Here is a 25354-nt window from a genome sequence, read left to right on the forward strand (position 1 = left end):
GTCAGCCTCGGGTCGTCTGGCCGTACCGTAGATCGACAAGTCGAAAGAGTTTCCCGAGAGCCCGACGCTCGTGTTGAACACGTCCTTTTCCGCACTGACCCGTGACGCAAACCTGGGCATGTTCGACATCGACCCGGTCACCAAAAGCTTGCATGCCCAGTCCAAAAGCGGTTGCTGCTGGCGCTTGCTCAAAATCGGCTACGTGATGCGTCTTCTGGCGCAGCATCGGTTGGGCAAAGATCTGGTTGTCGCCGTGGCCTGAAGGCGAAGGTTCAGCGACCGCCCAGGCCTCCTTTTTCAGCGATCCACCGGGTAGCCAAATCAATAAAGGCCCGCAGTTTCGGCTGTGTCTGGGTGCGGCTGGGAAAATACAGGTACAACGCCGAGCTGAGTGGCACGAAGGGTTGCAGCACCCGCTCCAGGCGTCCATCCGCCAACTCGTCGGCAATCTCCAGATCACAGGCATAGGCCAGGCCCGAACCGCTGCGAGCGGCCGCCACCAACAACCGGCGGTCATTGACGATCACACCACCCTTGACGCCCACGGTAAAGTCCCGAGCCTCGCGGCGAAACTCCCAACGATGGGCGCTGCCTGAAGTCGAGAAGCGAAAGCCGATGCATTGATGTCGGGTCAGGTCTTCTGGAATGACCGGCTTGCCAGCCTTGGCGAAGTACGCCGGAGAGCCCACCACCGACCATTGCAGGTCAGGTGTCAGGCGCACCGCGATCATGTCTTTTTCAATCGACTCTCCCAAGCGAATCCCGGCATCGAAGCCGCCGGCCATCAGGTCGACCGTGGCGTCGTCCAGGGAAATATCGAGAGTGACTTGCGGGTAGGCCTCGCGGAACAGCGGAATCAGCGGCTCCATCAATAAAGCCCCGGACAATCGTGGGGCCGTGAGTCTCAGTGTGCCCATGGGCTGATCGCGGAAACCGCTGAGCACCGCCAGCGCCTCATCGATTTCACTGGCCGCCGGACGCAAGCGGGCAAACAGACTGGCGCCGGCTTCGGTCAGTGCCACTCGGCGCGTGGTGCGCTGAAACAGCAGCACGCCGGTGCGTCGTTCCAAGAGCTTCATCGCATGGCTGACGGCGGTGGGCGTAACGGCTAGCCGAGTCGCGGCCAGGGTGAAACTTTTGTGCTCGGCGACCGCGAGAAACTCGGTCAAACCATCAAACGGGTCGTGATTCATATCGGCGCCATTATGAAAGAGCGTTTCATAGTGCTTGTAACACGAGGGCATTTTTCCGACCAATGTTCCTGCGTACCTTGTGCTTACCCCAACTGACTACAAGGATTCGCGATCATGACCACCTCCCAAAACTTCAAACGTGTCTGGCTGATCACCGGTGCTTCTCGCGGTATCGGCGCCAAGATCGCTGCCGCCGCGCTGGCCAATGGCGACGCCGTGGTCGCCACTGCCCGTGACGCCAGCAGCATCACCCAGCGTTTTGGCGAGCAGCCAGGTTTGCTGGCCGCCACCCTTGATGTGACCCACGAAGCCCAGGGCGTTGCGGTCGCCAAGGCGGCCATCGACCACTTCGGGCGCATCGACGTGCTGGTCAACAACGCCGGTTTCGGCGTGCTCGGTGCGGTGGAAGAAGCCAGCGCCGATGAAGTGCGCCGCGTGTATGAAACCAACGTCTTCGGCTTGCTGAATGTCACTCGCGCCGTCCTGCCGCACATGCGCGCCGCTCGCCGTGGACATGTGATCAATCTCTCATCGGTGGGTGGTTACAGGTCAGGTCCGGGCTTCGGCGTCTATTGCTCGACCAAATTTGCCGTCGAAGGCTTGAGCGAGGCGCTGCACGCCGAGCTGGCACCGCTGGGCATTAACGTGACCATTGTCGAGCCAGGCTATTTCCGTACCGAATTCCTCGAAGGTAATTCGCTGGTCGAATCCCCGGCTTCGATTGCCGACTACGACAGCACGGCGGGTGAGGTGCGCAAAATTGCCAAGGCCGTGACCCTGAATCAGCCTGGCGATCCGGACAAGCTCGCCCAAGCCATGATCACCCTGGTTCAAGCGCAAAAAGCCCCTCTGCGCTTACCGCTGGGCAGTGACTGTGTCGCAGCGATCGAAGCCAAGAACGCCTTCGTCGCTGAGGAGTTGCAGGCGTGGCGTGAGCTGTCGGTGTCCACCGACTTCTAAACCCCCAACCGCTCCGTGTAGCAGCTGCCGAGCCTGCGAGGCTGCGTTCGGCGACGAAGTCGTCGTAAACCTTGCGCATGCAGTTTTCCTGGCACACCGCAGAGCCTGACTTCACGACGACTTCGTCGCCGAACGCAGCCTCGCAGGCTCGGCAGCTGCTACACAGAGCGGGTTACTCCAGTTTTCTTTGTGTGACCGGTGGTCGATGAACCCGTCTCGCCCGGCAATTTGCGCTTAGCTGAAAGGATAACGCCGACCCTGTAGGAGCCGAGCTTGCTCGCGATGGCGTCAGGTCTGACACACCGCGTTATCGTTCATCGCGGGGCCTAACGAGAGCCCCTTCAGAACACCGTGAGTCTGAGGACATTCGCAATGCTGACCCTCAACATCAATGGCAAGGACCAGGCGCTGGATGTCCCCGCAGACATGCCGCTCCTGTGGGTCCTGCGCGATGTCGCGCACCTGACCGGCACCAAATTCGGTTGTGGCATGGCCCAGTGCGGCGCCTGCACCGTGCATGTCGACGGCGCGCCGATGCGCTCCTGTGTCACCCCCGCCACAGCCGTGGCCCATGGGCAAAAAATCCTCACCATCGAAGGCCTGTCCACCGACGGTTCGCACCCGGTGCAGCAAGCCTGGGCCGAACTCGATGTGGTCCAGTGCGGTTACTGCCAGTCCGGGCAGATCATGTCGGCCGCCGCGTTGCTGGCGAAAATTCCCAAGCCCACCGACAGCGACATCGACCAGGCGCTGTCCGGCAATATCTGCCGCTGCGGCACCTATCCACGGATCCGCGCAGCGGTCAAACGCGCCGCCGAGATCGGTTGATGCCACGTTGACGGGAGTCCGAACAATGAACAGCCTCAATCCTCTGTCACGTCGCAGTTTCCTCAAGGGCAGCGCGGTGCTGGGCGGTGGTCTGGTGGTGGCGTTTGTCATCCCCGGTGGCCATCGCTTTGCGATCGGCGCCGAGAATCAAGGCAATGTTTTTGCGCCCAATGCGTTTTTACGGATCGGCAATGACAACAGCGTCACCATACTGCTCGGCCATTCGGAAATGGGCCAGGGCATCTGGACCGGCCTGACCATGTTGATCGCCGAAGAACTGGACGCCGATTGGTCGAAGATCCGTGTCGAACATGCACCGGCTTCGGCCGCCGAGTATGGCCTGGCCGGATTTGGCGGGATGCAAATTACCGGTGGTTCGACTTCGACCTGGATGGAGTTCGACCGTTACCGGCAGGCCGGTGCAGCGGCGCGATTGATGTTGATCGACGCGGCGGCCAAACGCTTCAACGTCGCTCCGTCCGGGATTCGCACCGAATCGGGTGTGGTGATTGCCGGCGACCAACGCGCCACCTACGGCGAACTGGCCGATGACGCCGGCAAGCTGCCGGTGCCGGATCCGGCGTCGATCAAGCTCAAGGAGTCCAAGGACTGGAAAATCATCGGCAAGCCGACCAAGCGCCTGGACACGCCGGAGAAAATCACCGGCCGCGCCAAGTTCGGCATGGACGTGCAGTTCGACGGCCTGATGACCGCCATGGTCGCGCGTTCACCAGTGTTCGGTGGCAGCGTCAAATCCTTCGAAGGCGCCGAAGCACTGGCGATCCCGGGCGTGCACAAAGTGGTGCAGGTGCCCACCGGGGTGGCGGTGATTGCCGATCATTACTGGGCGGCGAAGCTGGGGCGCGATGCGTTGAAGGTCGACTGGGATCTGGGGCCAAACACCGGGCTCGACAGTCAGACACTGCTGGAAAGCTTCCGCAAACTCGCCGCCACCCCTGGCGCTTCGGCCAGTCAGGCCGGTGATGTCGCGGCGGGTCTGGGTAAAGCGTTGAAGACCATCGATGTCGAGTACAGCGTGCCGTACCTGGCCCATGCGCCGATGGAGCCGCTCAACTGCACAGTGAAAATCAGCAAAGACAAATGCGAAATCTGGACCGGTACCCAGTTTCAGACGCTGGATCAAATGGTCGCCGGTAAAATCACCGGGCTCAAACCCGAGCAAGTGGAAATACATACCGAGTTTCTGGGCGGTGGTTTCGGCCGCCGCGCCAATCCGACCTCGGACTTTGTCGCAGAAGCCGTGGAAGTCGCCAAGGCAGCGCGCGCGCCGGTGAAAACCGTCTGGTCCCGGGAGGACGACATTCGCGGTGGCTACTACCGCTCGGCGTTCCTCCATCAGGCCCGCATCGGCCTCGATGCCGACGGCCTGCCGATCGCCTGGAAGCATGTGATGGTCGGGCAGTCGATCATGGCGGGCACGTCATTCGAGGCGAGCATGGTCAAGAATGGCATCGACAAGACCTCTGTCGAAGGGGTTGCCGACAGTCCGTACCTTGAGGGGTTGGCGAATCACCAGGTTGATCTGCATTCGCCGCAAACCGGCATCCGCGTGCTCTGGCTGCGTTCGGTAGGGCACACCCACACCGCGTTCGTGATGGAGTCGCTGATCGACGAACTGGCAGAGGCGGCCGGCAAGGATCCGGTCGAGTACCGACGAACCTTGCTCAAGGATCATCCACGGCATCTCGGCGTGCTGAACCTGGCCGTCGAGAAAGCCAACTGGAAGGCGCCACTGCCGGACGGCCATGCGTTGGGTGTCGCGGTGCATGAGTCTTTCGGCAGCTACGTCGCCCAGGTGGCCGAGGTGTCCCAGGACAACCTGGCGATCCGCGTACACCGGGTGGTGTGTGCGGTGGATTGCGGCATTGCGGTCAACCCGATGAGCATCGCGGCGCAATTGGAATCGGCCATCACCTTCGGCCTCGGGTTTACCTTGCACAGCAAACTGACCTTCAAGAACGGGCAGGTGGTGCAGTCCAATTACCACGACTATCAAGTGCTGCGGCTCAACGAAATGCCGGTGGTGGAAGTGCATATCGTGCCCAGCAGCGACAAACCCGGCGGCATCGGCGAGGCCGGTGTGCCGCCCACGGCGCCGGCAGTGGCCAACGCGGTGTTCGCCCTGACCGGCCAGCGCTTGCGGGAGCTGCCGCTGCAACTGTCGGGGGGGTGAGATGAGACGACATCTGATTCTTGGCGCGGTGGTGTTGATCGGCCTGATCGCCTACGCCGAGCACCTGTTCGCTGACGATAAGGAGGCCATCAAAGCGTTCGATACCGTGCAAAAGGTCTTTCAGAGCCCGCGCTGCCAGAACTGTCATATCCCGGGCGATTCGCCGTTGCAGTTCGACGCCGGGATTCCCCACGCGATGAACGTCGTGCGGGGCATGGACGGCAAGGGTGCGGCGGGTTTGCCCTGCGCTACCTGCCACGCCGAGCGTAATCCGCCGGCCAGTTACGGCGCTCACGCACCGCCGGGGGCGCCGCACTGGAGCCTGCCGCCCGCTGCGCACAAAATGGCCTGGATCGGGCTGCCGGCCGACCAGTTGTGCGCAATGATCAAGGACCGTTCCAGCAACGGTGACCGCGACTTCGCCGCGCTGATCAAGCATGTCAGCGACGACAAACTGGTGCTTTGGGGCTGGAATCCGGGTCAGGGAAGGGCGCCGGTCCCGGTGCCGCACGATATTTTCGTCACCCAGTTCAAACGCTGGGCAGACGCGGGAGGGCCATGTCCGGTCGTGGGTAGTTGACCGGCGGTCCGTTAACAGGGAGTCAAACCGGGTATGGACGACTCTAAGAAATATACCCGCCAATGGAGTGAGTAATGCTGATCCCAGGCAAACCGGTAAAACCAGGCGCATGCGCCGACCCGTTGCGCACGCCATTGCAGGAGCGCGAGCTGCTGCGTGACCTGGCCCGCAAGGCCGAGGAGGAGCTGATGGGCGTGCAGATGGCGAGCATGGACGAGTTGACGCTGCTCTCCAACCGACACGGTTTTACAGCGCTGGCCCAACAAGGGCTGGATGTCTGCCACCAGCTGAAAAAGCCAGCGACGCTGCTGCTCTTCAATATTGATGACTTCAAGCACATCAACTATCTCTATGGACGTGCCGAGGGCGACAACGCCCTGAAAACCTTCGCTGATGTGCTGCGAATAGCCTTTCGCGAGAGCGATGTGATCGGCCGGCTGGGCAGCGACAAATTCGTTGCGTTGCTGACCGGCTCAAGCATTGTGGAGATTCCCGCGATCAGGGCGCGACTCGAAGAAATACTCGAAGAGCGCAATGCCACGGTGCATCGCGGTTATGACATCCACTTCAGCATCGGACAACTCGAATGCAATCCTCAGCTTCCCGGCTCGATCGAGGAGCTGATGGCACAGGCCGATGCGTTCACTTGGCAAACAACTGAGCCACATCCTTGAATGCCTTGAACTCAAGCGCGTTGCCGCAAGGGTCGAAGAGAAACATTGTCGCTTGCTCACCTACCAGGCCCTGAAAGCGAATGCCCGGTTCGATCACGAATCGGGTGTCGAGGGCTTTCAATCGCTCGGCCAGAGCCTCCCATTCCGCCATTCCCAACACCACGCCGAAATGCGGCACCGGCACGTCATGACCGTCGACAGCATTGGTGTGCGCGGCTTCTTGAGAGGCGTTTTTCGGCGCCAGGTGAATGACCAGTTGATGGCCGAAAAAATTGAAATCGACCCAATGATCGCTTGAGCGACCTTCTTCCAGGCCGAACACTTGGCCATAAAAATTGCGCGCGGCCGTCAGGTCGTAGACCGGGATGGCCAGGTGAAAAGGGGAGAGTTGCATCGGATGTGCCTCGGCTGTGTGGGTTCAGATTGAGTTTAGCTCTGTGCTTTTTGATTAAAAGACGATAATTTTTGCATCGAGCTCAAATTATTTCGATCAATCGAGAACGCCATGCTGCGCGAACTGAAAACCTTTATTGCGGTGACGCGCTACGGCACTTTTGCCGCGGCCGGGATGCACATCGGCCTGACCCAGTCGGCTGTCAGCGCGCAGATTCGCAATCTGGAACAGGCCCTGGGCATTCGTTTGTTTGACCGCACCGGACGTCAGGCCTTGCTCAATGCGGCAGGCCAGCGGGCGTTGCCGATGGCCAGGGAAATGCTGGAGACCTTCAGCCGGATGGCGGTCAGCGATGATGTCAGTGAGTATCGCGGCGAGTTGAAAATAGGCGCGGTGGCCACGGCCCAGACCGGCCTGCTGCCCCAGGCGTTGCTGCGACTGAGGCAACAGGCGCCGTTGCTGGAGCCGAAACTGGTGCCCGGCGTGTCGCTGAACCTGTTGAGTCAGGTGGACACCGGTGAGGTGGATCTGGCGATCCTGATCAAGCCGCCGTTCGAGTTGCCCAAAGAACTGTCAGCGCAGGTCATCCGCAAGGAACCGTTTGTATTGATCGTGCCAGCGGACCTGGAAGACGATGAGCCGTTGCAGATCCTCGCGAGCCATCCGCATGTGCGCTACGACCGCAATTCGTTTGGCGGAAGATTGGTGACGCGGTTTTTGCGTGAGCAACAGATTGATGTGCAGGTGGCTTTGGAGCTGGATGAGCTGGAAGCCATCGTGAAGATGGTTGAATGCGGGTTAGGTGTGTCGCTGCTTCCCGAGGCGGGGCTCTGGCTTGAGCATGGGGCGAAGGTCCGGATCATTCCGTTGGGGGAATTGACGTTTTACCGGGAGATCGTCCTGTTGCAGCGCTATAGCCAGCGCACGCAGCCGATCCAGCAGCTGTTTGCGCGATGCCTGACTTAAACCACGGTCCTCTGTAGGAGCCGAGCTTGCTCGCGATGACGGTGTGTCAGGCGACATCATTATTGGCTATTCGACCGTCATCGCGAGCAAGCTCGGCTCCTACATAACAGGCACAAAAAAACCCGCCTCAAGAGGCGGGTTTTTTAGTGGGCTGACCGAAGATTACTCTTCCAGGCTGCCCATGGCCGTGGTGTTGAAGCCACCGTCCACATACATGATTTCGCCGCTGATGCCGGACGCCAGGTCCGAGCACAGGAAGGCGCCGGCGTTGCCGACTTCGTCGATGGTGACGTTACGACGCAGCGGGGTTTGCGCTTCGTTGGCGGCCAGCATCTTGCGGAAGTTCTTGATGCCGGAAGCGGCGAGGGTGCGGATCGGGCCAGCCGATACGCAGTTGACGCGGGTGCCGTCCGGGCCCAGGGAGCCGGCCAGGTAACGAACGCCAGCTTCCAGGGAAGCCTTGGCCATGCCCATCACGTTGTAGTTCGGCATGGTGCGCTCTGCACCCAGGTACGACAGGGTCAGCAGGCTGCCATTGCGGCCTTTCATCATTTCGCGGCCGGCTTTGGCCAGGGCCACGAAGCTGTAGGCGCTGATGTCGTGAGCGATGCGGAAACCTTCACGGGTGGTGGCTTCGGTGAAGTCGCCATCCAGTTGGTCGCCCGGGGCGAAGCCGACGGAGTGCACGATGCAGTCCAGGCCGTCCCACTTCTTGCCCAGCTCAACGAAAACCTTGGCGATTTCTTCATCGCTGGCCACGTCGCACGGGAAGCACAGGTCAGGGTTGGAACCCCAGCTTTGTGCGAACTCTTCGACACGACCCTTGAGTTTGTCGTTCTGATAAGTGAAGGCAAGCTCAGCGCCCTCGCGATGCATGGCGGCAGCGATGCCGGATGCGATGGACAGCTTGCTGGCGACACCGACGATCAGTACGCGCTTACCGGCGAGAAAACCCATGTGTTGCTCCTCTCTTTCAGGTTATTGCGCAGTGGCTGGGGCCAGGAAAGCGGCTTCCAGCAACTGCTGTGTATACGGATGTTTGGGGGACGCAAAAATACTTTGCGCGTCTCCCTGTTCGACCACTTGGCCTTGCTTGACCACCATCAACTGGTGGCTCAGCGCTTTGACGACAGCCAGGTCATGGCTGATAAACAGATACGTCAGGTTGTACTTGGTTTGCAGTGAACGCAAAAGCTCCACCACTTGGCGTTGCACTGTCCGGTCGAGGGCCGATGTCGGCTCGTCCAGCAGAATCAACGCCGGTTTTAGCACTAAAGCCCGGGCAATGGCGATTCTCTGCCGCTGCCCACCGGAAAATTCGTGGGGGTAGCGGTGCCGGGTTTCCGGGTCCAGACCTACCTCCTTGAGTGCCGCAATAATCGCCAGTTCCTGTTCCGCCTCGGTGCCCATCTTGTGGATCCGCAGGCCTTCGCCGACGATCTGGCTCACGCACATCCGTGGGCTCAGGCTGCCAAACGGGTCCTGAAACACCACCTGCATCTGCCGGCGCAACGGTCGAACCTGTTGCTGCGTCAGGCAGTCTAGCTGCTTGCCTTCAAAACGGATGGCGCCTTTGCTGCCGATCAGCCGCAAAATCGCCAAACCCAGTGTCGACTTGCCCGAACCGCTTTCTCCCACAATCCCCAGGGTCTGGCCCTGAGGCAGGCTGAAATTGATTCCGTCGACCGCTTTGATGTGGTCGACGGTCTTTTTCAGAAAGCCTTTCTTGATCGGGAACCAGACTTTCAGGTCCTCGACTTGCAGCAGCGGCGGGCCAATTACATTGGTTGCCGGCTTGCCGCTGGGCTCCGCTGCCAGCAGTTCCCGAGTGTACGGATGCTGCGGTGCGCGGAACAACTCTTCGCACGATGCCTGTTCGACGATGCAACCGCGCTGCATGACACATACGCGATGCGCAATTCTTCGCACAAGGTTCAAATCGTGACTGATCAGTAGCAGCGCCATGCCCAACCGGGCCTGTAATTCCTTGAGCAATTCGAGGATTTTCAGCTGGACGGTCACGTCCAGCGCGGTGGTCGGTTCGTCGGCGATCAGCAGTTCCGGCTCGTTGGCCAGGGCCATGGCAATCATCACCCGCTGCCGCTGGCCGCCAGACAATTCATGGGGTAGCGCCTTGAGGCGTTTCTCGGGCTCCGGGATGCCGACCATTTCCAGCAGCTCCAGGGTGCGCTTGGTCGCGACTTTGCCGATCAGGCCTTTGTGAACGCCCAACACCTCGTTGATCTGCTTCTCGATCGAGTGCAGCGGATTGAGCGAGGTCATCGGCTCCTGGAAGATCATCGCGATCCGGTTGCCGCGGATGTGGCGGATGGTTTTCTCTTTCAGGCTCAGCAGGTTTTGCCCGGAGTATTCGATAGTGCCGGACGGATGCCGGGCGAGCGGGTAGGGCAGCAGCCGCAGGATCGAGTGCGCCGTCACCGATTTACCGGAGCCACTTTCGCCCACCAGCGCCAGGGTTTCGCCGCGCTTGATATCGAAGCTCACGCCTTCGACCACCCGCTGAACGCGCTCGCCGACGACAAATTCGACGGCCAGGTCGCGCACTTCGATCAGATTGTCCTGATTCATTTCACTTCCTCGGGTCGAAGGCATCGCGAGCAGACTCGCCGATGAACACCAGCAAACTCAACATCAACGCCAGCACGGCAAACGCGCTCATGCCGAGCCACGGCGCTTGCAGGTTGGATTTGCCCTGGGCCACCAGTTCACCCAGCGACGGCGCACCAGGCGGCAAACCGAAGCCGAGGAAATCCAGGGCGGTCAGGGTGCCGATGGCGCCGGTCAGGATGAATGGCATGAAGGTCATGGTCGAGACCATAGCGTTGGGCAAAATGTGGCGGAACATGATCGCCCCGTTTTGCATCCCCAACGCCCGCGCGGCGCGCACGTATTCCAGATTACGCCCTCGCAGGAATTCGGCGCGGACCACGTCCACCAGGCTCATCCACGAAAACAACAGCATGATCCCCAGCAACCACCAGAAGTTCGGCTGCACGAAACTGGCGAGAATGATCAGCAGATACAACACCGGCAGCCCGGACCAGATCTCCAGAAAGCGCTGCCCGGCCAAATCCACCCAGCCGCCGTAGAAACCCTGCAAGGCCCCGGCAATCACGCCGATGATCGAGCTGAGAATGGTCAGCGTCAGGGCAAACAGCACCGAAATCCGGAAGCCATAAATCACCCGGGCCAACACATCGCGCCCCTGATCGTCAGTGCCCAGCAGATTGTCTGTCGAGGGTGGCGCAGGTGCCGGGACTTTCAGGTCGTAGTTGATGCTTTGATAGCTGTAGGGAATCGGCGCCCACAGGACCCAGGCGTCTTTTTCCTTGAGCAGTTCGCGGATGTACGGGCTCTTGTAGTTGGCTTCCAGCGGGAATTCGCCGCCGAAGGTGGTTTCCGGGTAACGCTTGAGCGCCGGGAAGTACCAGCCGTTGTCGTAGTGCACCACCAGCGGTTTGTCGTTGGCAATCAGCTCGGCGCCGAGGCTCAGCCCGAACAGCAGTAGAAATAGCCACAGCGACCACCAGCCACGCTTGTTGGCCTTGAACAGTTCGAAACGTCGGCGATTGAGAGGGGACAGGTTCATCTCAATGCTCCCGGCTTTCGAAGTCGATACGCGGATCGACAAAGGTGTAGGTGAGGTCGCCGATGAGTTTCACCACCAATCCCAACAGGGTGAAGATGAACAGCGTGCCAAAGACCACTGGGTAATCACGGTTGATCGCGGCCTCAAAACTCATCAGCCCGAGGCCGTCGAGGGAGAAGATCACCTCCACCAGCAACGAGCCAGTGAAGAAGATGCCGATAAACGCCGACGGGAACCCGGCGATCACCAGCAGCATGGCGTTGCGGAACACATGGCCGTAGAGCACGCGGTGATTGGTCAGGCCCTTGGCCTTGGCGGTGACCACGTACTGCTTGTTGATTTCGTCGAGGAAGCTGTTCTTGGTTAGCAGGGTCATGGTCGCGAAGTTGCCGATCACCAGCGCCGTCACCGGCAGTGCCAGGTGCCAGAAGTAATCGAGAATTTTGCCGCCCATGCTCAACTCGTCGAAGTTGTTGGAGGTCAGTCCTCTCAGCGGGAACCAGTCGAAATAGCTGCCACCGGCAAAGACCACGATCAGCAGGATGGCGAACAGGAACGCCGGGATCGCATAGCCGACGATGATTGCCGAACTGGTCCAGACGTCGAAGTGGCTGCCGTGTCGCGTCGCCTTGGCAATCCCCAGCGGGATCGACACCAGGTACATGATCAGCGTGCTCCACAGCCCGAGGGAGATCGACACCGGCATCTTTTCCTTGATCAGGTCGATGACCTTGGCGTCACGGAAGAAGCTGTCGCCGAAATCCAGCGTGGCGTAGTTCTTGATCATGATCCACAAGCGTTCCGGCGCCGATTTATCGAAGCCGTACATGTGCTCGATTTCCTTGACCAGCATCGGGTCCAGGCCCTGGGCGCCGCGATAGGCGGAGCCGGCCACCGAGACTTCGGCACCGCCGCCGGCAATGCGGCTGGTGGCGCCTTCGAAGCCTTCGAGCTTGGCGATCATCTGCTCTACCGGCCCGCCGGGGGCGGCCTGGATGATCACAAAGTTGATCAGCAGAATGCCGAGCAACGTCGGGATGATCAGCAGCAGTCGCCGAAAAATATACGCCAGCATCTGATTACTCCGTGCCCGCAGGGTCGGCTTGCAGTTTGGTTTCGACTTCTATCGCCGGGGTAGCGTCTGGCTTGACCCACCAGGTGTTAATGCCGATGTCGTACTTGGGTGAAACTTTCGGATGACCGATGTGGTTCCAGTAAGCCACGCGCCAGGTTTTGATGTGCCAGTTGGGGATCACGTAATAACCCCATTGCAGCACGCGGTCCAGTGCGCGGGCGTGGGCCACCAGGCTTTTGCGCGAATCGGCGTTGATCAGTTGCTCGACCAACTGGTCCACCACCGGGTCTTTCAGGCCCATGGAATTGCGGCTGCCGGGTTTGTCGGCGGCGTCAGACATCCAGAATTCACGCTGTTCATTGCCCGGAGAGTTGGACTGCGGGAAGCTGCCGACGATCATGTCGAAGTCCCGTGAGCGCACGCGGTTGATGTACTGCGAGACGTCGACCCGACGGATCACCAAGTCGATTCCCAGGTCACTCATGTTGCGCTTGAACGGCAGCAGCACCCGCTCGAATTCGGTCTGGGCCAATAGAAATTCGATGGTCACCGGTTTGCCATTGGTGTCGACCATCTTGTCATCGACGATCCGCCAGCCCGCCTCTTGCAGCAGTTGATAAGCTTTGCGCTGCTGGGCGCGGATCATGCCGCTGGCGTCAGTCACCGGGTTCTGGAACGCCTCGCTGAACACCTGCTCGGGAATCTTGCCGCGGAACGGGTCGAGGATCGCCAGTTGATCGGCGTCCGGCAGGCCGCTGGCCGCCATTTCCGAATTTTCGAAATAACTGCGGGTGCGCGCGTAGGCACCGTTGAACAGTTGCTTGTTGGTCCACTCAAAGTCCAGCAACAGGGTCAGGGCCTGGCGCACGCGCACGTCCTGGAACACCGGGCGGCGCAGGTTGAATACAAAGCCTTGCATGCCGGTGGGGTTGCCGTTGGGGATCTGTTCCTTGATCAACCGGCCCTCGGTGACGGCCGGAATGTTGTAGGCGTTGGCCCAGTTCTTGGCTGCCATTTCGAGCCAGTAATCGAACTGCCCGGCCTTGAGTGCTTCCAGGGCCACGGTGTTGTCGCGGTAGTAGTCGGTGGTCATCACGTCGAAGTTGTAGAACCCGCGGTTCGCCGGCAGGTCCTTGGCCCAGTAATCCTTGACCCGCTCATAACGCACCGAACGCCCGGCCTTGACTTCGCTGACCTTGTACGGGCCGCTGCCCAACGGTATCTCCAGGTTGCCCTTGGTGAAATCGCGCGTCGCCCACCAATGCTTGGGCAACACCGGCAACTGGCCGAGGATCAGCGGCAGCTCACGGTTGTTGTTGTGTTTGAACTTGAACAGCACCGTCAGTGGATTTTCAGCGACCACTTCCTCGACATCGCTGTAGTAACCGCGGAACAGCGGCGCGCCGTCCTTGATCAGGGTCTGGAAACTGAACACCACATCCTCGGCGCGCATCGGATGCCCGTCGTGGAAGCGCGCTTCGGGGCGCAGGTAGAAACGCACCCAGCTGTTGTCCGGGGCTTTTTCGATCTTGCCGGCGACCAGGCCGTACTCGGTGAACGGTTCATCCAGGCCCTGTTTGGCCAGGGTGTCGTAGATCATGCTGATGTCGTCGGCCGCGACACCCTTGTTGATGAAGGGATTGAGGCTGTCAAAGCCGCCGAAACCGGCCTGACGGAAGATCCCACCCTTGGGTGCGTCCGGGTTCACGTAATCGAAATGTTTGAAATCGGCCGGGTATTTCGGCGGCTCGTTGTACAGGGTCAGGGCATGTTGCGGGGCGGCGCAGGCCAGCCCGGCGAACAACAGACCGCTGGCCTGCAAGAGCAGGGTGCGTACGGGTTTCATCGATCTTTCTCCGAAGATTTCAGCCACCATGCGCTCAGGCCCAACGTGTAGGGCGGCGTGGTGACGAAGGCAAACCGGTTGCGGTAGGCCAGGCGGTGATAATTGAGGTACCAGTTGGGAATGATGTAGTGCTGCCACAGCAACACCCGGTCCAGGGCCTTGCCGGCGGCGACCTGTTCATCGCGGGTCTGGGCGGCGAGCAATTGTTCGAGTAAATGGTCGACCACCGGATTGGCAATACCGGCGTAGTTTTTGCTGCCCTTGACCCCGACCTGGCTGGAATGGAAGTACTGCCATTGTTCCAGGCCCGGACTGAGCGTCTGGTTGAGGGTCATCAGGATCATGTCGAAATCGAACTGATCGAGGCGTTGCTTGTACTGGGCGCGATCGACCGTGCGTAGCCGCGCATCGATGCCGATGCTGGCGAGGTTCTCGACGTAAGGCTGAAGGATGCGCTCCAGATTCGGGTTGACCAGCAGGATCTCCAGGCGCAACGGTTGGCCGATGGTGTTCTGTAGCCGTTGACCGTTGAGCTTCCAGCCGGCCTCGGCGAGTAGCTCCAGGGCCTTGCGCATGGTTTCCCGCGGAATGCCGCGGCCTTCGGTCTGCGGCAGGCTGAACGGCTCGGTGAGCAGCTTGGCGGGCAACTGATCGCGATAGGGCTTGAGCAACAGCCATTCGTGACCGACCGGTAGCCCGGTGGCGGAGAACTCGCTGTTGGGGTAATAACTCATGGCGCGCTTGTAGGCGCCGCTGAACAGCGTGCGGTTGGTCCACTCGAAGTCGAACATCAGCCCCAGCGCTTCGCGGACCTTGGCCTCGGTGAAGGTTGGCCGCCGGGTGTTCATGAACAGGCCCTGGCTCTGAGTCGGGATCTGGTGCGCGATTTGTGACTTGATCACATCGCCACGGCGCACGGCCGGGAAGTTGTATCCGTTGGCCCAGTTCTTTGCCTGGTGCTCGATGTAGATGTCGAACTCACCGGCCTTGAACGCTTCGAAGGCCACGTCGCTGTCGCGATAGAACTCGACTTCCATGCGGTCGAAGTTGTACTTGCCGCGATTGACCGGCAGGTCCTTGCCCCAGTAGTCCTTGACCCGTTCGAAAACGATCTGCCGTCCAGGCTCGACCGACGTGATGCGATACGGCCCGCTGCCCAGTGGCGGTTCGAAGGTGGTGGCCTTGAAGTCACGACCTTTCCAGTAATGCTGGGGCAGCACCGGCAATTCGCCCAGGCGCAGGATCAGCAACGGATTGCCGGCGCGCTTGAAGACGAAACGAATGCGCTGCGGATTGAGGATGTCGACCCGCGACACTTCTTGAAGGTTGGTGCGGTATTGCGGATGGCCTTCCTTGAGCAATAAACGGTAGGAGAACGCCACGTCATAGGCGGTAATCGGCGTGCCATCGTGGAAACGCGCTTCCGGGCGCAGATTGAACACCACCCAGCTGCGGTCCTCGCTGTACTCCACCGATTGGGCGATCAGACCATAGCTGGAGGTCGGTTCATCGCCGGACGGCGCGTACTGGCCGGTGCCGATCATCAACGGTTCATTGAGCTCGTTGATGCCGTATTGCAGAAAATTCGGCGTGGAAACCGGGCTTGAACCCTTGAACGTGTAGGGGTTGAGCGTATCGAAGGTGCCAAACGCCATCACCCGCAACGTACCGCCCTTGGGCGCTTGCGGGTTGACCCAGTCGAAGTGGGTAAATCTGGCCGGGTACTTGAGCGTGCCGAACTGCGCATAACCATGGCTTTCGCTGATCGTCGCGCTTGCGGGGGAGCTCAAGGCCAGGCTGATCAGGAGCAGAAGGAGGGGACGCTTCAAGTCAGGAATCCGATCCAGGCGGCTTGGGCTTTGTGGCCCGTACAGTAACAGCTTGTATCGACAGGAAAAAGCCAGCGGTTTAACGCGCCGTTAATTGTGCCAATGGACTCCCTGTAGCAGCTGGCGAAGCCTGCGTTCGGCTCGGTCCGCGCTCGGGCGAAGCAGTCGTTAATTCAGACGGTGCGGTGTTTCAGGGCTACCGCGAACTCAGGTTTTGCGACTGCTGCGCAGCCGAACGCAGGCTTCGCCAGCTGCTACAAGGGTTGGGTGGACCCTTGGGCCAAAAAAAGCCCCTGAAATCAGGGGCTTATTTTAGCGTGGGGAAGCCACCGTCAGCATCTGGCCAGGCTTCAGCGCCTGGCCAACACGTGGGTTCCAGCGCTTGAGGTGCTGCATTTCAACGTTGAAACGCTTGGCTACCATGTACAGCGAATCGCCTTGCTTTACCTTGTATTGGGTCTGCGGCTTCTGTTTGTCAGCTTTGCTGTTCGCGGCTACGACAGTGTTGACGCGTCCGGAAGAGCGCTTGGCAGTGTCCTGCATGACCAGTGTCTGGCCAACCTTGAGGTTTTTGCCGGTCAGCTTGTTCCAGCGCTGCAGGTCCTTGATGTCGACCTTGTTGGCCTTGGCGATGGTGCCGAGGTTGTCGCCGCGTTTAACACGGTAAGCGCGTTTGAGACTGGCGAGTTCGGAGTCGTCCGAGCCTTCGAATACCGGCTTGAGCGGCTTCTTGCTGATCAACTCTTCAGGACGCATGGTCGAGAGACTGGCGGTCAACAACTGCGCCTTGGACGTTGGCACCAGCAAATGCTGGGGGCCATCGATGGTGGTGCGCTGCTTGAAGGCCGGGTTGAGCTGGAACAGTTCGTCTTCGTCGATGTTTGCCACCGCGGCGACCTTGGACAGGTCCATGCGCTGGTTGATTTCGACGACCTGGAAGTACGGTTCGTTGGCGATCGGGTTCAGGTTCACGCCGTAGGCTTCAGGTGCCAGCACCACTTGCGACAAGGCCAGCAGCTTCGGCACGTAGGCCTGGGTTTCGGCCGGCAGCGGCAGGTTCCAGTAATCGGTCGGCAAGCCGAGCTTTTCGTTACGCTCGATGGCCCGGCTGACCGTGCCTTCGCCAGCGTTATAGGCCGCCAGGGCCAGCAGCCAGTCGCCGTTGAACATGTCGTGCAGGCGGGTCAGGTAATCCATGGCCGCGGTGGTCGAGGCGGTGATATCGCGACGGCCATCATAGAAACGGGTTTGACGCAGGTTGAAGTAACGCCCGGTGGAAGGGATGAATTGCCACAAGCCAACCGCGTTGGCCCGGGAATAGGCCATTGGGTTGTAGGCGCTTTCAATCACCGGCAGCAGCGCCAGTTCCAGCGGCATGTTGCGTTCTTCAAGGCGTTCGACGATGTAGTGAATGTAGAGGCTGCCGCGTTCGCCGGCGTTTTCGAGGAAGGACGGGTTGCTGGCGAACCACAGGCGCTGTTGCTCGATGCGCGGGTTGACACCCACGTTGTCCTGCAACTGGAAGCCCTGGCGCATGCGTTCCCAGACATCTTGTGGAATTTGTGGAGTCGGTTTTTCGCTGAGCCAGATAGGTTTCTGCTTGGCCCGGGCGGCGATGTTCGGAGTGTGTGTCGCGTCGGTCTGCGGCACATGGCTTGAGCAGCCCGCCAAAGTGGCGGACACAGCCACCGCGATGGCTTGAGCCAAGCGGGTCAATGCGTCTGAATTGATGGCTTTACGAATAGATGACGACATTGGCTGGAAGTAAGTTCCGGGCAAAAATGTCGGGCGATTCTAGAAAGCGTACCCCCTGCGGTCAACCATTCAGAATTTTTGTACCAACGTGATGGCTACTTAGAACTTATCTTTCCAAGCACGTAGAGCAGCAAAGACCGCACTCGGAGCCCGGTTTTGGGGTCCATTCCGTTCGTCCACTTTTTCTTTAACGGATGTTTCGTCGACACGCAAAAACGGGTTGGTAAGCTTTTCAAGCGCCAGAGTAGAGGGCAGCGTCATGATTCCGGCTTCACGTTGTGCGGTGACTTTTTCCAGACGTGCGGCGGTGTCCGGATTGCCCGGTTCAACCGCTGCGGCAAACTTCAGGTTGCTCAGGGTGTATTCGTGAGTGCAGTAGACCAGCGTATCCTCAGGCAGCGCGGCCAGGCGCGTCAGCGAGGTATGCATTTGCTCCGGCGTGCCTTCGAACAAGCGTCCGCAACCGGCGGCAAACAGGGTGTCACCGCAGAACAGCAAGCCGTGATGGTAATAGGCGATATGCCCCAGGGTGTGGCCGGGGACGGCAAAGACATCGAAGTCCCAGCCCAGCACGCTGACGCGGTCGTTGTCCTTGAGGGCCACGTCCCGCAGCGGGATGGTTTCGCTGGCTGGACCGTAGACTGTCGCGTCTGTCGCTTTTTTGAGCTGCTCGACGCCGCCGACGTGGTCATGATGATGATGAGTGATCAAAATATCACTCAACACCCAACCCGGATGTGCTGCGAGCCAGGCCTGCACTGGCGCGGCATCGCCCGGATCGACCACTGCGCAGCGCTGGGTGCGGTGGTCTTGTAACAACCAGATGTAGTTGTCGGTGAAGGCGGGAAGGGCACTGATCTGTATCATCGTCGGATTCGCCAAGCGGAAAACAATGGCGCATCTTAGAACTTCCTGGCGCGTTGGAGAATGCAATGACCGATAAAGCGTTCGCTCAGGCTGATCCTGAATGGCTGACATTGATCAGCGCGGCCCGTGAATGGCTGTCCGGCCCCATCGGGCAATTTCTGCTGGACGAAGAACGTCGCATGCTCGAAGACGAGTTGGGACGGTTCTTCGGTGGCTACCTGGTGCATTACGGCCCGTCGGCCCAGACGCCGCCGTCGGCGCCGCAAGTCCAGCGCAATGTGCGGCTCGGCGCGCCGTTGCCGGGTGTCGAGATCGTCTGCGAAGAGCAGGCGTGGCCGTTGAGCGAGCATGCCGCCGATGTGGTGGTGTTGCAGCATGGGCTGGATTTCTGCCTGTCGCCCCACGGTCTGCTGCGTGAAGCGGCGAGCAGCGTGCGGCCCGGCGGGCATCTGCTGATTGTCGGGATCAACCCCTGGAGCACTTGGGGTTTGCGTCACGTTTTCGCTCACGACGCCTTGCGCAAGGCTCGCTGCATCTCCCCGTCGCGGGTCGGTGACTGGCTGAACCTGCTGGGTTTCGCGCTGGAGAAACGCCGCTTCGGATGCTATCGTCCGCCGCTTGCGTCACCCGCCTGGCAGGCTCGTCTGGCCGGTTGGGAGCGCAAGGCCGGTGACTGGCAACTCTCGGGTGGCGGCTTCTATTTATTGGTTGCGCGCAAGATCGTGGTGGGCCTGCGGCCTGTCCGTCAGGAGCGGCGTGAACCGATGGGCAAGCTGATTCCATTGCCGATGGCCAAGGTCAATCGTCGCCGCATCGATCCGTAATACACTTTTTATTTTCCCGGCCGGGTTTGCCCCGGCCTCGGGCATCGTCGATCACCGATCGGCGAGCCACCGCATTTTCTGGATAGATTGGCATGAGCGATAGTGTAGAACTCTTCACCGACGGCGCCTGTAAAGGCAATCCTGGTCCTGGCGGCTGGGGCGCGTTGCTGGTGTGCAAGGGCATTGAAAAAGAACTGTGGGGCGGCGAAGCCAACACCACCAACAACCGCATGGAGCTGATGGGCGCGATCCGTGGCCTTGAAGAACTCAAGCGCTCCTGCGACGTGCTGCTGGTCACCGACTCGCAGTACGTGATGAAAGGCATCAACGAGTGGATGGACAACTGGAAGAAGCGCGGCTGGAAAACCGCCGCGAAAGAACCGGTGAAAAACGCTGATCTGTGGAAGCTGCTGGATGAGCAGGTCAATCGCCACAACGTTACCTGGAAATGGGTGCGTGGCCACATCGGTCACCATGGCAACGAGCGGGCTGACCAATTGGCCAACCGTGGCGTGGATGAAGTGCGCGGTTACAAACAAGCTTAAGCCTCACACTGATCGTTCCCACGCAGAGCGTGGGAGTGATCAGGTAACGGGTTCACAGCATCAGAATAGCGGTGGCCAGTTGTTGGTCTGAATACTGATCCGTTATCTCCCCACGAATCCGCTTGAACGCCGCCTCAATCCGCGCCCCGCGAATCTCCCCCTCACTCGCCACAAACGCCGCCGCATCATCCTTGGCCGCCAGCACGATCTTGTCATCGCTGAACGACCCACTGGTACCCTTGGTGGAGCTCAGTGTGAGACTCACCGTTACGTCAGTACTGATCACGAAACTGGTGGCCTGGGCGGCCCCGGTACCCAGCAGGCAGGCACTTAGTAAAAGAAAACGTACGGTCTTCATGACGAACTCAATTCCATCGCAAATAAGCCACGCACGCTAACAAGCCACCTGCCGTCAGACTTTATGAACTTTGCTAATGATTGTTAAAAACTGCATGAGCGCAGGTCATTTGGCGTGGCGCGCTGGATCCCGCGGGCGTGTTAACATCGCCGCTTTTGCACGAATGACCCGTTGAGAGCTGAGCACTGATGGCCACCAGATCCGTTGTACTCGATACCGAAACCACCGGCATGCCGGTGACCGACGGCCACCGGATTATCGAAATCGGTTGTGTCGAGTTGATCGGTCGGCGCCTGACGGGCCGGCATTTCCACGTTTACCTGCAACCGGACCGCGAGAGTGATGAAGGCGCCATTGGCGTCCACGGCATCACCAATGAATTTTTGGTCGGCAAGCCGCGTTTCACTGAAGTGGCCGATGAATTCTTTGAATTCATCAAGGGTGCGCAGCTGATTATCCATAACGCGGCGTTCGACGTTGGCTTCATCAACAACGAATTCGCCCTGATGGGTCAGCACGATCGTGCGGACATCACGCAGCACTGCTCGATTCTCGACACCCTGATGATGGCCCGGGAACGTCACCCGGGGCAGCGCAACAGCCTCGACGCCTTGTGCAAACGCTATGGTGTCGACAACTCCGGTCGTGAACTGCACGGCGCTTTGCTCGACTCCGAGATCCTCGCCGACGTTTACCTGACCATGACGGGCGGCCAGACCAGCCTGTCCCTGGCTGGTAATGCTTCCGACGGCAACGGTTCCGGGGAAGGTGCGGACAATTCCGCCACCGAGATCCGCCGTCTGCCGGCCGATCGCCAACCGACGCGTATCATCCGTGCCAGCGAAGATGACCTGGCTCAACACGTGGCACGCCTGGAAACCATCGCCAAATCCGCCGGCGCCCCATCGCTCTGGCAGCAACTGGCCGAGGCCAAGGCTCAAGCCTGATTTTTCGCCACACAATGGTGCGCCCGTTGACCTCATTCAGGGCATCACACTCGCCACATGCGCTCGAACCCTCTACCCTGAGGTGATTGGCGGACCACGGTCTGCCGCCTCAGGACACTGAGCCTCATGTATAAAGATTTGAAATTCCCGGTCCTGATCGTCCATCGCGACATCAAGGCCGACACCGTCGCCGGTGATCGCGTGCGTGGCATCGCCCGGGAGCTGGAGCAGGAAGGCTTCAGCATTGTCTCGGCGGTGGATTACACCGAAGGACGTCTGGTCGCCTCGACCCATCACGGTCTTTCCTGCATGTTGATTGCGGCCGAAGACGCCAGTACTCACTCTCATCTATTACACAACATGGCCGAACTGATTGGCCTGGCGCGGGTGCGTGCGCCCGACTTGCCGATCTTCGCGCTGGGTGAGCAGGTGACCCTGGAGAACGCTCCGGCCGACGCCATGGCTGAACTCAATCAGCTGCGCGGGATTCTTTATCTGTTCGAAGATACCGTGCCTTTTCTGGCCAGGCAGGTCGCTCGAGCGGCACGCAAATATCTGGATGGTCTGCTGCCGCCGTTTTTCAAAGCGCTGGTGCAGCACACGGCCGACTCCAATTATTCCTGGCACACACCCGGCCATGGCGGCGGCGTGGCGTACCACAAGAGCCCGGTGGGCCAAGCGTTTCACCAGTTCTTCGGGGAAAATACCCTGCGTTCCGATTTGTCGGTGTCGGTGCCGGAACTCGGTTCTTTGCTCGATCACACCGGTCCGCTGGCAGAAGCCGAGGCCCGTGCTGCCCGCAATTTCGGCGCCGATCACACTTTCTTTGTGATCAATGGCACCTCGACCGCCAACAAAATCGTCTGGCATTCGATGGTCGCTCGCGATGACTTGGTGTTGGTGGATCGCAACTGCCATAAGTCGATATTGCACTCGATCATCATGACCGGCGCCATTCCGCTGTACCTGTGCCCGGAGCGCAATGAGCTGGGGATCATCGGCCCGATTCCATTGAGCGAATTCAGCCGCGAATCGATTCAGGCCAAGATCGACGCCAGCCCGCTGACCAAGGGCCGGGCGCCCAAGGTCAAGTTGGCGGTGGTGACCAATTCGACGTACGACGGCCTCTGCTACAACGCTGAACTGATCAAGCAGCAACTGGGCAACAGCGTCGAGGTCTTGCACTTCGATGAGGCCTGGTACGCCTACGCGGCGTTTCACGAGTTCTTCGCCGGACGTTACGGCATGGGCACGTCCCGCAGCGAAGGCGGCCCGCTGGTGTTCACCACCCATTCCACCCACAAACTGCTGGCGGCGTTCAGCCAGGCGTCGATGATTCACGTCCAGGACGGTGGCGCGCGGCAACTGGATCGGGATCGCTTCAATGAAGCGTTCATGATGCACATCTCCACCTCGCCGCAGTACAGCATCATCGCTTCGCTGGATGTGGCGTCGGCCATGATGGAAGGCCCCGCCGGGCGTTCGCTGTTGCAGGAAATGTTCGACGAGGCGCTGAGTTTTCGCCGGGCCCTTGCCAATTTGCGCCAGCACATCGCCGCTGACGATTGGTGGTTTTCCATCTGGCAGCCGCCGTCGGTGGAAGGCATCAATCGTGTGGTCACCGATGACTGGCTGCTGCAACCCGACGCCGACTGGCACGGCTTTGGCGGCGTGACCGACGACTACGTGCTGCTTGATCCGATCAAGGTCACGTTGGTGATGCCGGGCCTGACGGCAGGCGGCGCCCTCAGCGAGCGCGGGATTCCGGCGGCGGTGGTCAGCAAATTCCTTTGGGAGCGGGGGTTGGTCGTTGAAAAGACTGGGCTGTATTCATTCCTGGTCTTGTTCTCCATGGGCATCACCAAGGGCAAATGGAGCACGCTGCTGACCGAGTTGCTGGAGTTCAAGCGCAGCTACGATGCCAATGTCAGCCTCGCGACTTGCCTGCCGTGCGTGGCGCAAGAGAATGTCGCGCGCTATCAGGGTATGGGTTTGCGCGATCTGTGCGATGAGCTGCACGCCTGCTATCGCAGCAATGCCACGGCCAAACACCTCAAGCGCATGTACACGGTGCTGCCGGAAATCGCCATGAAGCCGTCTGACGCCTATGATCAGTTGGTGCGTGGCGAAGTTGAAGCGGTGTCGATCGATGCTCTGGAAGGGCGGATCGCCGCGGTGATGCTGGTGCCGTACCCGCCGGGGATTCCGTTGATCATGCCCGGCGAGCGTTTTACCGAGTCGACGCGCTCGATCATCGATTACCTGGCATTTGCGCGCACGTTCGATAGCAGCTTCCCGGGGTTCGTCGCTGATGTGCACGGATTGCAACACGAAGACGAGGGCAATGGACGGCATTACACCGTTGATTGCATCAAGGAATGAGGACCTTTCCCAGTATGCAACCGATCATGAATCCGAAATACCCAGGGCTGTCGGTGCGCGTTGCCGACGAAGGTTTTGCGGCCTATATCTGGGGCAGCGATTTCAGTTTTGAAGTCGCGACCTACGGCGCAGCCGAAATCGGTAAACCGGTGGAGCAGTGGCCGGTGACGCCGATCACGCCTTATCGAAAGTGCTACGGCATCGATCCCGAAGAGTTCAGCAGTTTCCGCGATGCCGCTGACAACGCGATTTTTATGGCTTATCTCGATGATGAGCCCGTGGGTCACCTCGTGGTCAGCACCAACTGGAACGGCTTTGCCCATATCGACGAGTTGGCGGTGCATTCGCCGGCGCGCCGTCATGGCGTGGCCAAGGCGCTGCTGGATGTGGCGCAGTTCTGGAGCCGCAAAAAGAAACTGCCGGGTATCATGCTTGAAACCCAGAACAACAACCTGGGGGCCTGCCGGCTCTATGAGCGCCGCGGTTACGTCTTGGGCGGAATCGATCATCTGCGTTATCGCGGGATCGATCCGAACACCGCCGAAGTGGCGCTGTTCTGGTATCGATTGTTCGATAACCCGCTGGAAGCGCCGCTTAGTTCGCCAACATCGCCACGGCTTGTTCCGTGATGATGCCCAGCAATGCCTGAACCGCTGGCGATGGCTCGCCGTTCTTGAGGGTCAAGGCATATAGGCTGATCGGCACGGCCGGCGCCAGCGGGCAGGCATCCAGCCCGGCCGATTTAGCCCCGAGGGCGGTGAAAGGGTCGACGATGGCCAGACCTTCACCGGCCTCGACCATGCTGCGCATCATCTGGTGAGTCTGTACCCGGGTTTGAATGACCGGGGCAGGGCGCAGGGCATGCAGCTTGTTTTCCAGCGCCGGGCTCAGCGGATCATGACCTTCCAGGCCCACCATCGATTGGCCGGCCAGGTCCTGTAGCGAGATGTACTTTTGTTTGGGTTGCAACCAGCCGTGGGGTGCCAGCAGCTGAAGTTTCCCCTGGGCGATCACCTGGCAATGAATGTCGGCGTGATCGGGGTCATGCAGGCTCAGACCCAGATCGCTTTCGCGCAGCAGCAGGTTTCTGACGATCTCGCGGGTAGGTTGGCTCAGAAGGGTGCAAGGCGCGTCAGGGAGACGTCGGCGCAGGGCGGCAATGCTCTGTGGCAATAGCTGCTGTGACAGGGGCGGCGTGCAGACGATCCGCAAGGGCGGAGCCTGATATTGCTTGAGGCTGTTGGCCAGGCGCTGGACCGGCTCGAGCGCTTCATAGACGTGGGCGATCTGGACCTGCAACTCCCGCGCCTCGCGCGTAGCCTGCAAGCGTCCACGCACGCTGGAAAACAGCATGAAACCCAACTGATCCTCGGCGTCGCGCAGAGTCCCTTCGACTTCAGCCACAGGCAACTGCAGCCATTCGGCGGCGGTGCCCAGGTGACCGGTCTGCAGGAGCGCCTGGATCACTTCGATATGACGTAAACGCATGCGTGAAGTCCATGTTCAGCAGGTGAGGGAGTCAGTGGC

24 protein-coding genes are annotated in these 25354 nt (G+C 60.1%); 12 read left to right on the plus strand and 12 right to left on the minus strand.

The window, feature by feature from the left end; translation table 11 throughout:
* Positions 1-70 precede the first annotated feature (70 nt).
* Entirely contained in the window at positions 71-262 is a 192-nt protein-coding gene (locus CKW16_RS32490; RefSeq protein ID WP_095128232.1) for a hypothetical protein, read from the plus strand.
* Between the two features lie 10 nt (positions 263-272).
* Here CKW16_RS32490 and CKW16_RS09785 read toward each other — a convergent pair whose 3' ends face one another.
* Positions 273-1193 carry a LysR family transcriptional regulator gene (locus CKW16_RS09785; RefSeq protein WP_095128503.1) on the minus strand — a complete coding sequence of 307 codons (921 nt, stop codon included), beginning with the start codon at positions 1191-1193 and terminating at the stop codon, positions 273-275.
* 114 nt (positions 1194-1307) lie between these two features.
* On the opposite strand from CKW16_RS09785, the gene CKW16_RS09790 reads away from it, so the two are divergent.
* From CKW16_RS09790 to CKW16_RS09810, 5 genes are all read left to right on the plus strand, one after another.
* Positions 1308-2153 (plus strand): oxidoreductase, encoded by an 846-nt coding sequence (locus tag CKW16_RS09790; protein WP_095128233.1) that lies wholly within the window; start codon positions 1308-1310, stop codon positions 2151-2153.
* Between the two features lie 372 nt (positions 2154-2525).
* Positions 2526-2981, plus strand: coding sequence for a (2Fe-2S)-binding protein (locus CKW16_RS09795; protein WP_095128234.1), 456 nt, complete (start codon positions 2526-2528; stop codon positions 2979-2981).
* Between the two features lie 25 nt (positions 2982-3006).
* Entirely contained in the window at positions 3007-5175 is a 2169-nt protein-coding gene (locus tag CKW16_RS09800) for a xanthine dehydrogenase family protein molybdopterin-binding subunit (protein ID WP_095128235.1), read from the plus strand.
* 1 nt (position 5176) lies between these two features.
* Positions 5177-5755 (plus strand): hypothetical protein, encoded by a 579-nt coding sequence (locus CKW16_RS09805; RefSeq protein WP_095128236.1) that lies wholly within the window; start codon positions 5177-5179, stop codon positions 5753-5755.
* A 74-nt stretch (positions 5756-5829) separates the two neighbouring features.
* Positions 5830-6429: a GGDEF domain-containing protein gene (locus CKW16_RS09810; protein WP_095128237.1), complete on the plus strand. Its 600-nt coding sequence runs from the start codon at positions 5830-5832 to the stop codon at positions 6427-6429.
* Here CKW16_RS09810 and CKW16_RS09815 read toward each other — a convergent pair.
* A complete protein-coding gene (locus tag CKW16_RS09815; protein WP_046048850.1) occupies positions 6398-6823 on the minus strand; it encodes a VOC family protein in 426 nt (141 codons plus the stop codon). The genes CKW16_RS09810 and CKW16_RS09815 overlap by 32 nt on opposite strands.
* Before the next feature lie 111 nt (positions 6824-6934).
* Here CKW16_RS09815 and CKW16_RS09820 point away from each other — a divergent pair, with 111 nt between their 5' ends.
* Entirely contained in the window at positions 6935-7789 is an 855-nt protein-coding gene (locus tag CKW16_RS09820; protein ID WP_095128238.1) for a LysR family transcriptional regulator, read from the plus strand.
* A gap of 162 nt (positions 7790-7951) precedes the next feature.
* Here the strand turns inward: CKW16_RS09820 and fabI are convergent, their stop codons facing one another.
* From fabI to gloB, 8 genes are all read right to left on the minus strand, one after another.
* Positions 7952-8746 (minus strand): enoyl-ACP reductase FabI, encoded by a 795-nt coding sequence (gene fabI / locus CKW16_RS09825; RefSeq protein WP_008152082.1) that lies wholly within the window; start codon positions 8744-8746, stop codon positions 7952-7954.
* A 21-nt stretch (positions 8747-8767) separates the two neighbouring features.
* Positions 8768-10378, minus strand: a complete 1611-nt coding sequence (locus CKW16_RS09830) for an ABC transporter ATP-binding protein (RefSeq protein ID WP_095128239.1) — start codon at positions 10376-10378, stop codon at positions 8768-8770.
* Between the two features lies 1 nt (position 10379).
* The gene (locus CKW16_RS09835; RefSeq protein ID WP_095128240.1) at positions 10380-11399 is read right to left on the minus strand and encodes an ABC transporter permease; all 1020 of its coding nucleotides are present in this window, start codon (positions 11397-11399) and stop codon (positions 10380-10382) included.
* 1 nt (position 11400) lies between these two features.
* Positions 11401-12474: a microcin C ABC transporter permease YejB gene (locus CKW16_RS09840; protein WP_095128241.1), complete on the minus strand. Its 1074-nt coding sequence runs from the start codon at positions 12472-12474 to the stop codon at positions 11401-11403.
* A 4-nt stretch (positions 12475-12478) separates the two neighbouring features.
* Positions 12479-14320: an extracellular solute-binding protein gene (locus CKW16_RS09845; RefSeq protein WP_095128242.1), complete on the minus strand. Its 1842-nt coding sequence runs from the start codon at positions 14318-14320 to the stop codon at positions 12479-12481.
* Positions 14317-16149 carry an extracellular solute-binding protein gene (locus CKW16_RS09850; RefSeq protein ID WP_095128243.1) on the minus strand — a complete coding sequence of 611 codons (1833 nt, stop codon included), beginning with the start codon at positions 16147-16149 and terminating at the stop codon, positions 14317-14319. Before CKW16_RS09850 ends, CKW16_RS09845 begins: the two co-directional genes overlap by 4 nt.
* 312 nt (positions 16150-16461) lie before the next feature.
* Positions 16462-17904, minus strand: a complete 1443-nt coding sequence (locus CKW16_RS09855) for a transglycosylase SLT domain-containing protein (protein ID WP_095128244.1) — start codon at positions 17902-17904, stop codon at positions 16462-16464.
* A 99-nt stretch (positions 17905-18003) separates the two neighbouring features.
* Positions 18004-18771 carry a hydroxyacylglutathione hydrolase gene (gene gloB, locus CKW16_RS09860; RefSeq protein WP_095128245.1) on the minus strand — a complete coding sequence of 256 codons (768 nt, stop codon included), beginning with the start codon at positions 18769-18771 and terminating at the stop codon, positions 18004-18006.
* A 65-nt stretch (positions 18772-18836) separates the two neighbouring features.
* On the opposite strand from gloB, the gene CKW16_RS09865 reads away from it, so the two are divergent.
* Together CKW16_RS09865 and rnhA are read left to right on the plus strand one after the other, a co-directional pair.
* Entirely contained in the window at positions 18837-19595 is a 759-nt protein-coding gene (locus CKW16_RS09865; protein ID WP_008152097.1) for a methyltransferase domain-containing protein, read from the plus strand.
* A 92-nt stretch (positions 19596-19687) separates the two neighbouring features.
* Positions 19688-20140 (plus strand): ribonuclease HI, encoded by a 453-nt coding sequence (gene rnhA, locus CKW16_RS09870; RefSeq protein WP_008152099.1) that lies wholly within the window; start codon positions 19688-19690, stop codon positions 20138-20140.
* A 52-nt stretch (positions 20141-20192) separates the two neighbouring features.
* Here the strand turns inward: rnhA and CKW16_RS09875 are convergent, their stop codons facing one another.
* Positions 20193-20498, minus strand: a complete 306-nt coding sequence (locus tag CKW16_RS09875; protein WP_095128246.1) for a DUF2388 domain-containing protein — start codon at positions 20496-20498, stop codon at positions 20193-20195.
* Between the two features lie 188 nt (positions 20499-20686).
* Between CKW16_RS09875 and dnaQ the strand changes: the two genes are divergently transcribed.
* The 3 genes from dnaQ to CKW16_RS09890 all read left to right on the plus strand — a co-directional run bounded on the left by dnaQ (position 20687) and on the right by CKW16_RS09890 (position 24456).
* Positions 20687-21445, plus strand: coding sequence for a DNA polymerase III subunit epsilon (gene dnaQ, locus CKW16_RS09880; protein ID WP_033054619.1), 759 nt, complete (start codon positions 20687-20689; stop codon positions 21443-21445).
* Positions 21446-21571: 126 nt separating this feature from the next.
* Positions 21572-23827, plus strand: a complete 2256-nt coding sequence (locus tag CKW16_RS09885) for an Orn/Lys/Arg decarboxylase N-terminal domain-containing protein (protein WP_095128247.1) — start codon at positions 21572-21574, stop codon at positions 23825-23827.
* Between the two features lie 14 nt (positions 23828-23841).
* Positions 23842-24456, plus strand: coding sequence for a GNAT family N-acetyltransferase (locus tag CKW16_RS09890; RefSeq protein ID WP_095128248.1), 615 nt, complete (start codon positions 23842-23844; stop codon positions 24454-24456).
* Here CKW16_RS09890 and CKW16_RS09895 read toward each other — a convergent pair.
* Positions 24422-25315 (minus strand): LysR family transcriptional regulator, encoded by an 894-nt coding sequence (locus CKW16_RS09895; protein ID WP_095128249.1) that lies wholly within the window; start codon positions 25313-25315, stop codon positions 24422-24424. The genes CKW16_RS09890 and CKW16_RS09895 overlap by 35 nt on opposite strands.
* Between the last annotated feature and the right edge of the window lie 39 nt (positions 25316-25354).

This window comes from Pseudomonas sp. Irchel s3h14 (assembly GCF_900187425.1).
Taxonomy (GTDB): domain Bacteria; phylum Pseudomonadota; class Gammaproteobacteria; order Pseudomonadales; family Pseudomonadaceae; genus Aquipseudomonas.

What these genes read in the sequence shown, in the direction of transcription:
- CKW16_RS09785 (WP_095128503.1), bottom strand. Translation starts at nt 1,193, where the DNA reads ATGAATCACGACCCGTTTGATGGTTTGACCGAGTTTCTCGCGGTCGCC.
- CKW16_RS09790 (WP_095128233.1), top strand. Translation starts at nt 1,308, where the DNA reads ATGACCACCTCCCAAAACTTCAAACGTGTCTGGCTGATCACCGGTGCT.
- CKW16_RS09795 (WP_095128234.1), top strand. Translation starts at nt 2,526, where the DNA reads ATGCTGACCCTCAACATCAATGGCAAGGACCAGGCGCTGGATGTCCCC.
- CKW16_RS09800 (WP_095128235.1), top strand. Translation starts at nt 3,007, where the DNA reads ATGAACAGCCTCAATCCTCTGTCACGTCGCAGTTTCCTCAAGGGCAGC.
- CKW16_RS09805 (WP_095128236.1), top strand. Translation starts at nt 5,177, where the DNA reads ATGAGACGACATCTGATTCTTGGCGCGGTGGTGTTGATCGGCCTGATC.
- CKW16_RS09810 (WP_095128237.1), top strand. Translation starts at nt 5,830, where the DNA reads ATGCTGATCCCAGGCAAACCGGTAAAACCAGGCGCATGCGCCGACCCG.
- CKW16_RS09815 (WP_046048850.1), bottom strand. Translation starts at nt 6,823, where the DNA reads ATGCAACTCTCCCCTTTTCACCTGGCCATCCCGGTCTACGACCTGACG.
- CKW16_RS09820 (WP_095128238.1), top strand. Translation starts at nt 6,935, where the DNA reads ATGCTGCGCGAACTGAAAACCTTTATTGCGGTGACGCGCTACGGCACT.
- fabI (WP_008152082.1), bottom strand. Translation starts at nt 8,746, where the DNA reads ATGGGTTTTCTCGCCGGTAAGCGCGTACTGATCGTCGGTGTCGCCAGC.
- CKW16_RS09830 (WP_095128239.1), bottom strand. Translation starts at nt 10,378, where the DNA reads ATGAATCAGGACAATCTGATCGAAGTGCGCGACCTGGCCGTCGAATTT.
- CKW16_RS09835 (WP_095128240.1), bottom strand. Translation starts at nt 11,399, where the DNA reads ATGAACCTGTCCCCTCTCAATCGCCGACGTTTCGAACTGTTCAAGGCC.
- CKW16_RS09840 (WP_095128241.1), bottom strand. Translation starts at nt 12,474, where the DNA reads ATGCTGGCGTATATTTTTCGGCGACTGCTGCTGATCATCCCGACGTTG.
- CKW16_RS09845 (WP_095128242.1), bottom strand. Translation starts at nt 14,320, where the DNA reads ATGAAACCCGTACGCACCCTGCTCTTGCAGGCCAGCGGTCTGTTGTTC.
- CKW16_RS09855 (WP_095128244.1), bottom strand. Translation starts at nt 17,904, where the DNA reads ATGTCGTCATCTATTCGTAAAGCCATCAATTCAGACGCATTGACCCGC.
- gloB (WP_095128245.1), bottom strand. Translation starts at nt 18,771, where the DNA reads ATGATACAGATCAGTGCCCTTCCCGCCTTCACCGACAACTACATCTGG.
- CKW16_RS09865 (WP_008152097.1), top strand. Translation starts at nt 18,837, where the DNA reads ATGACCGATAAAGCGTTCGCTCAGGCTGATCCTGAATGGCTGACATTG.
- rnhA (WP_008152099.1), top strand. Translation starts at nt 19,688, where the DNA reads ATGAGCGATAGTGTAGAACTCTTCACCGACGGCGCCTGTAAAGGCAAT.
- CKW16_RS09875 (WP_095128246.1), bottom strand. Translation starts at nt 20,498, where the DNA reads ATGAAGACCGTACGTTTTCTTTTACTAAGTGCCTGCCTGCTGGGTACC.
- dnaQ (WP_033054619.1), top strand. Translation starts at nt 20,687, where the DNA reads ATGGCCACCAGATCCGTTGTACTCGATACCGAAACCACCGGCATGCCG.
- CKW16_RS09885 (WP_095128247.1), top strand. Translation starts at nt 21,572, where the DNA reads ATGTATAAAGATTTGAAATTCCCGGTCCTGATCGTCCATCGCGACATC.
- CKW16_RS09890 (WP_095128248.1), top strand. Translation starts at nt 23,842, where the DNA reads ATGCAACCGATCATGAATCCGAAATACCCAGGGCTGTCGGTGCGCGTT.
- CKW16_RS09895 (WP_095128249.1), bottom strand. Translation starts at nt 25,315, where the DNA reads ATGCGTTTACGTCATATCGAAGTGATCCAGGCGCTCCTGCAGACCGGT.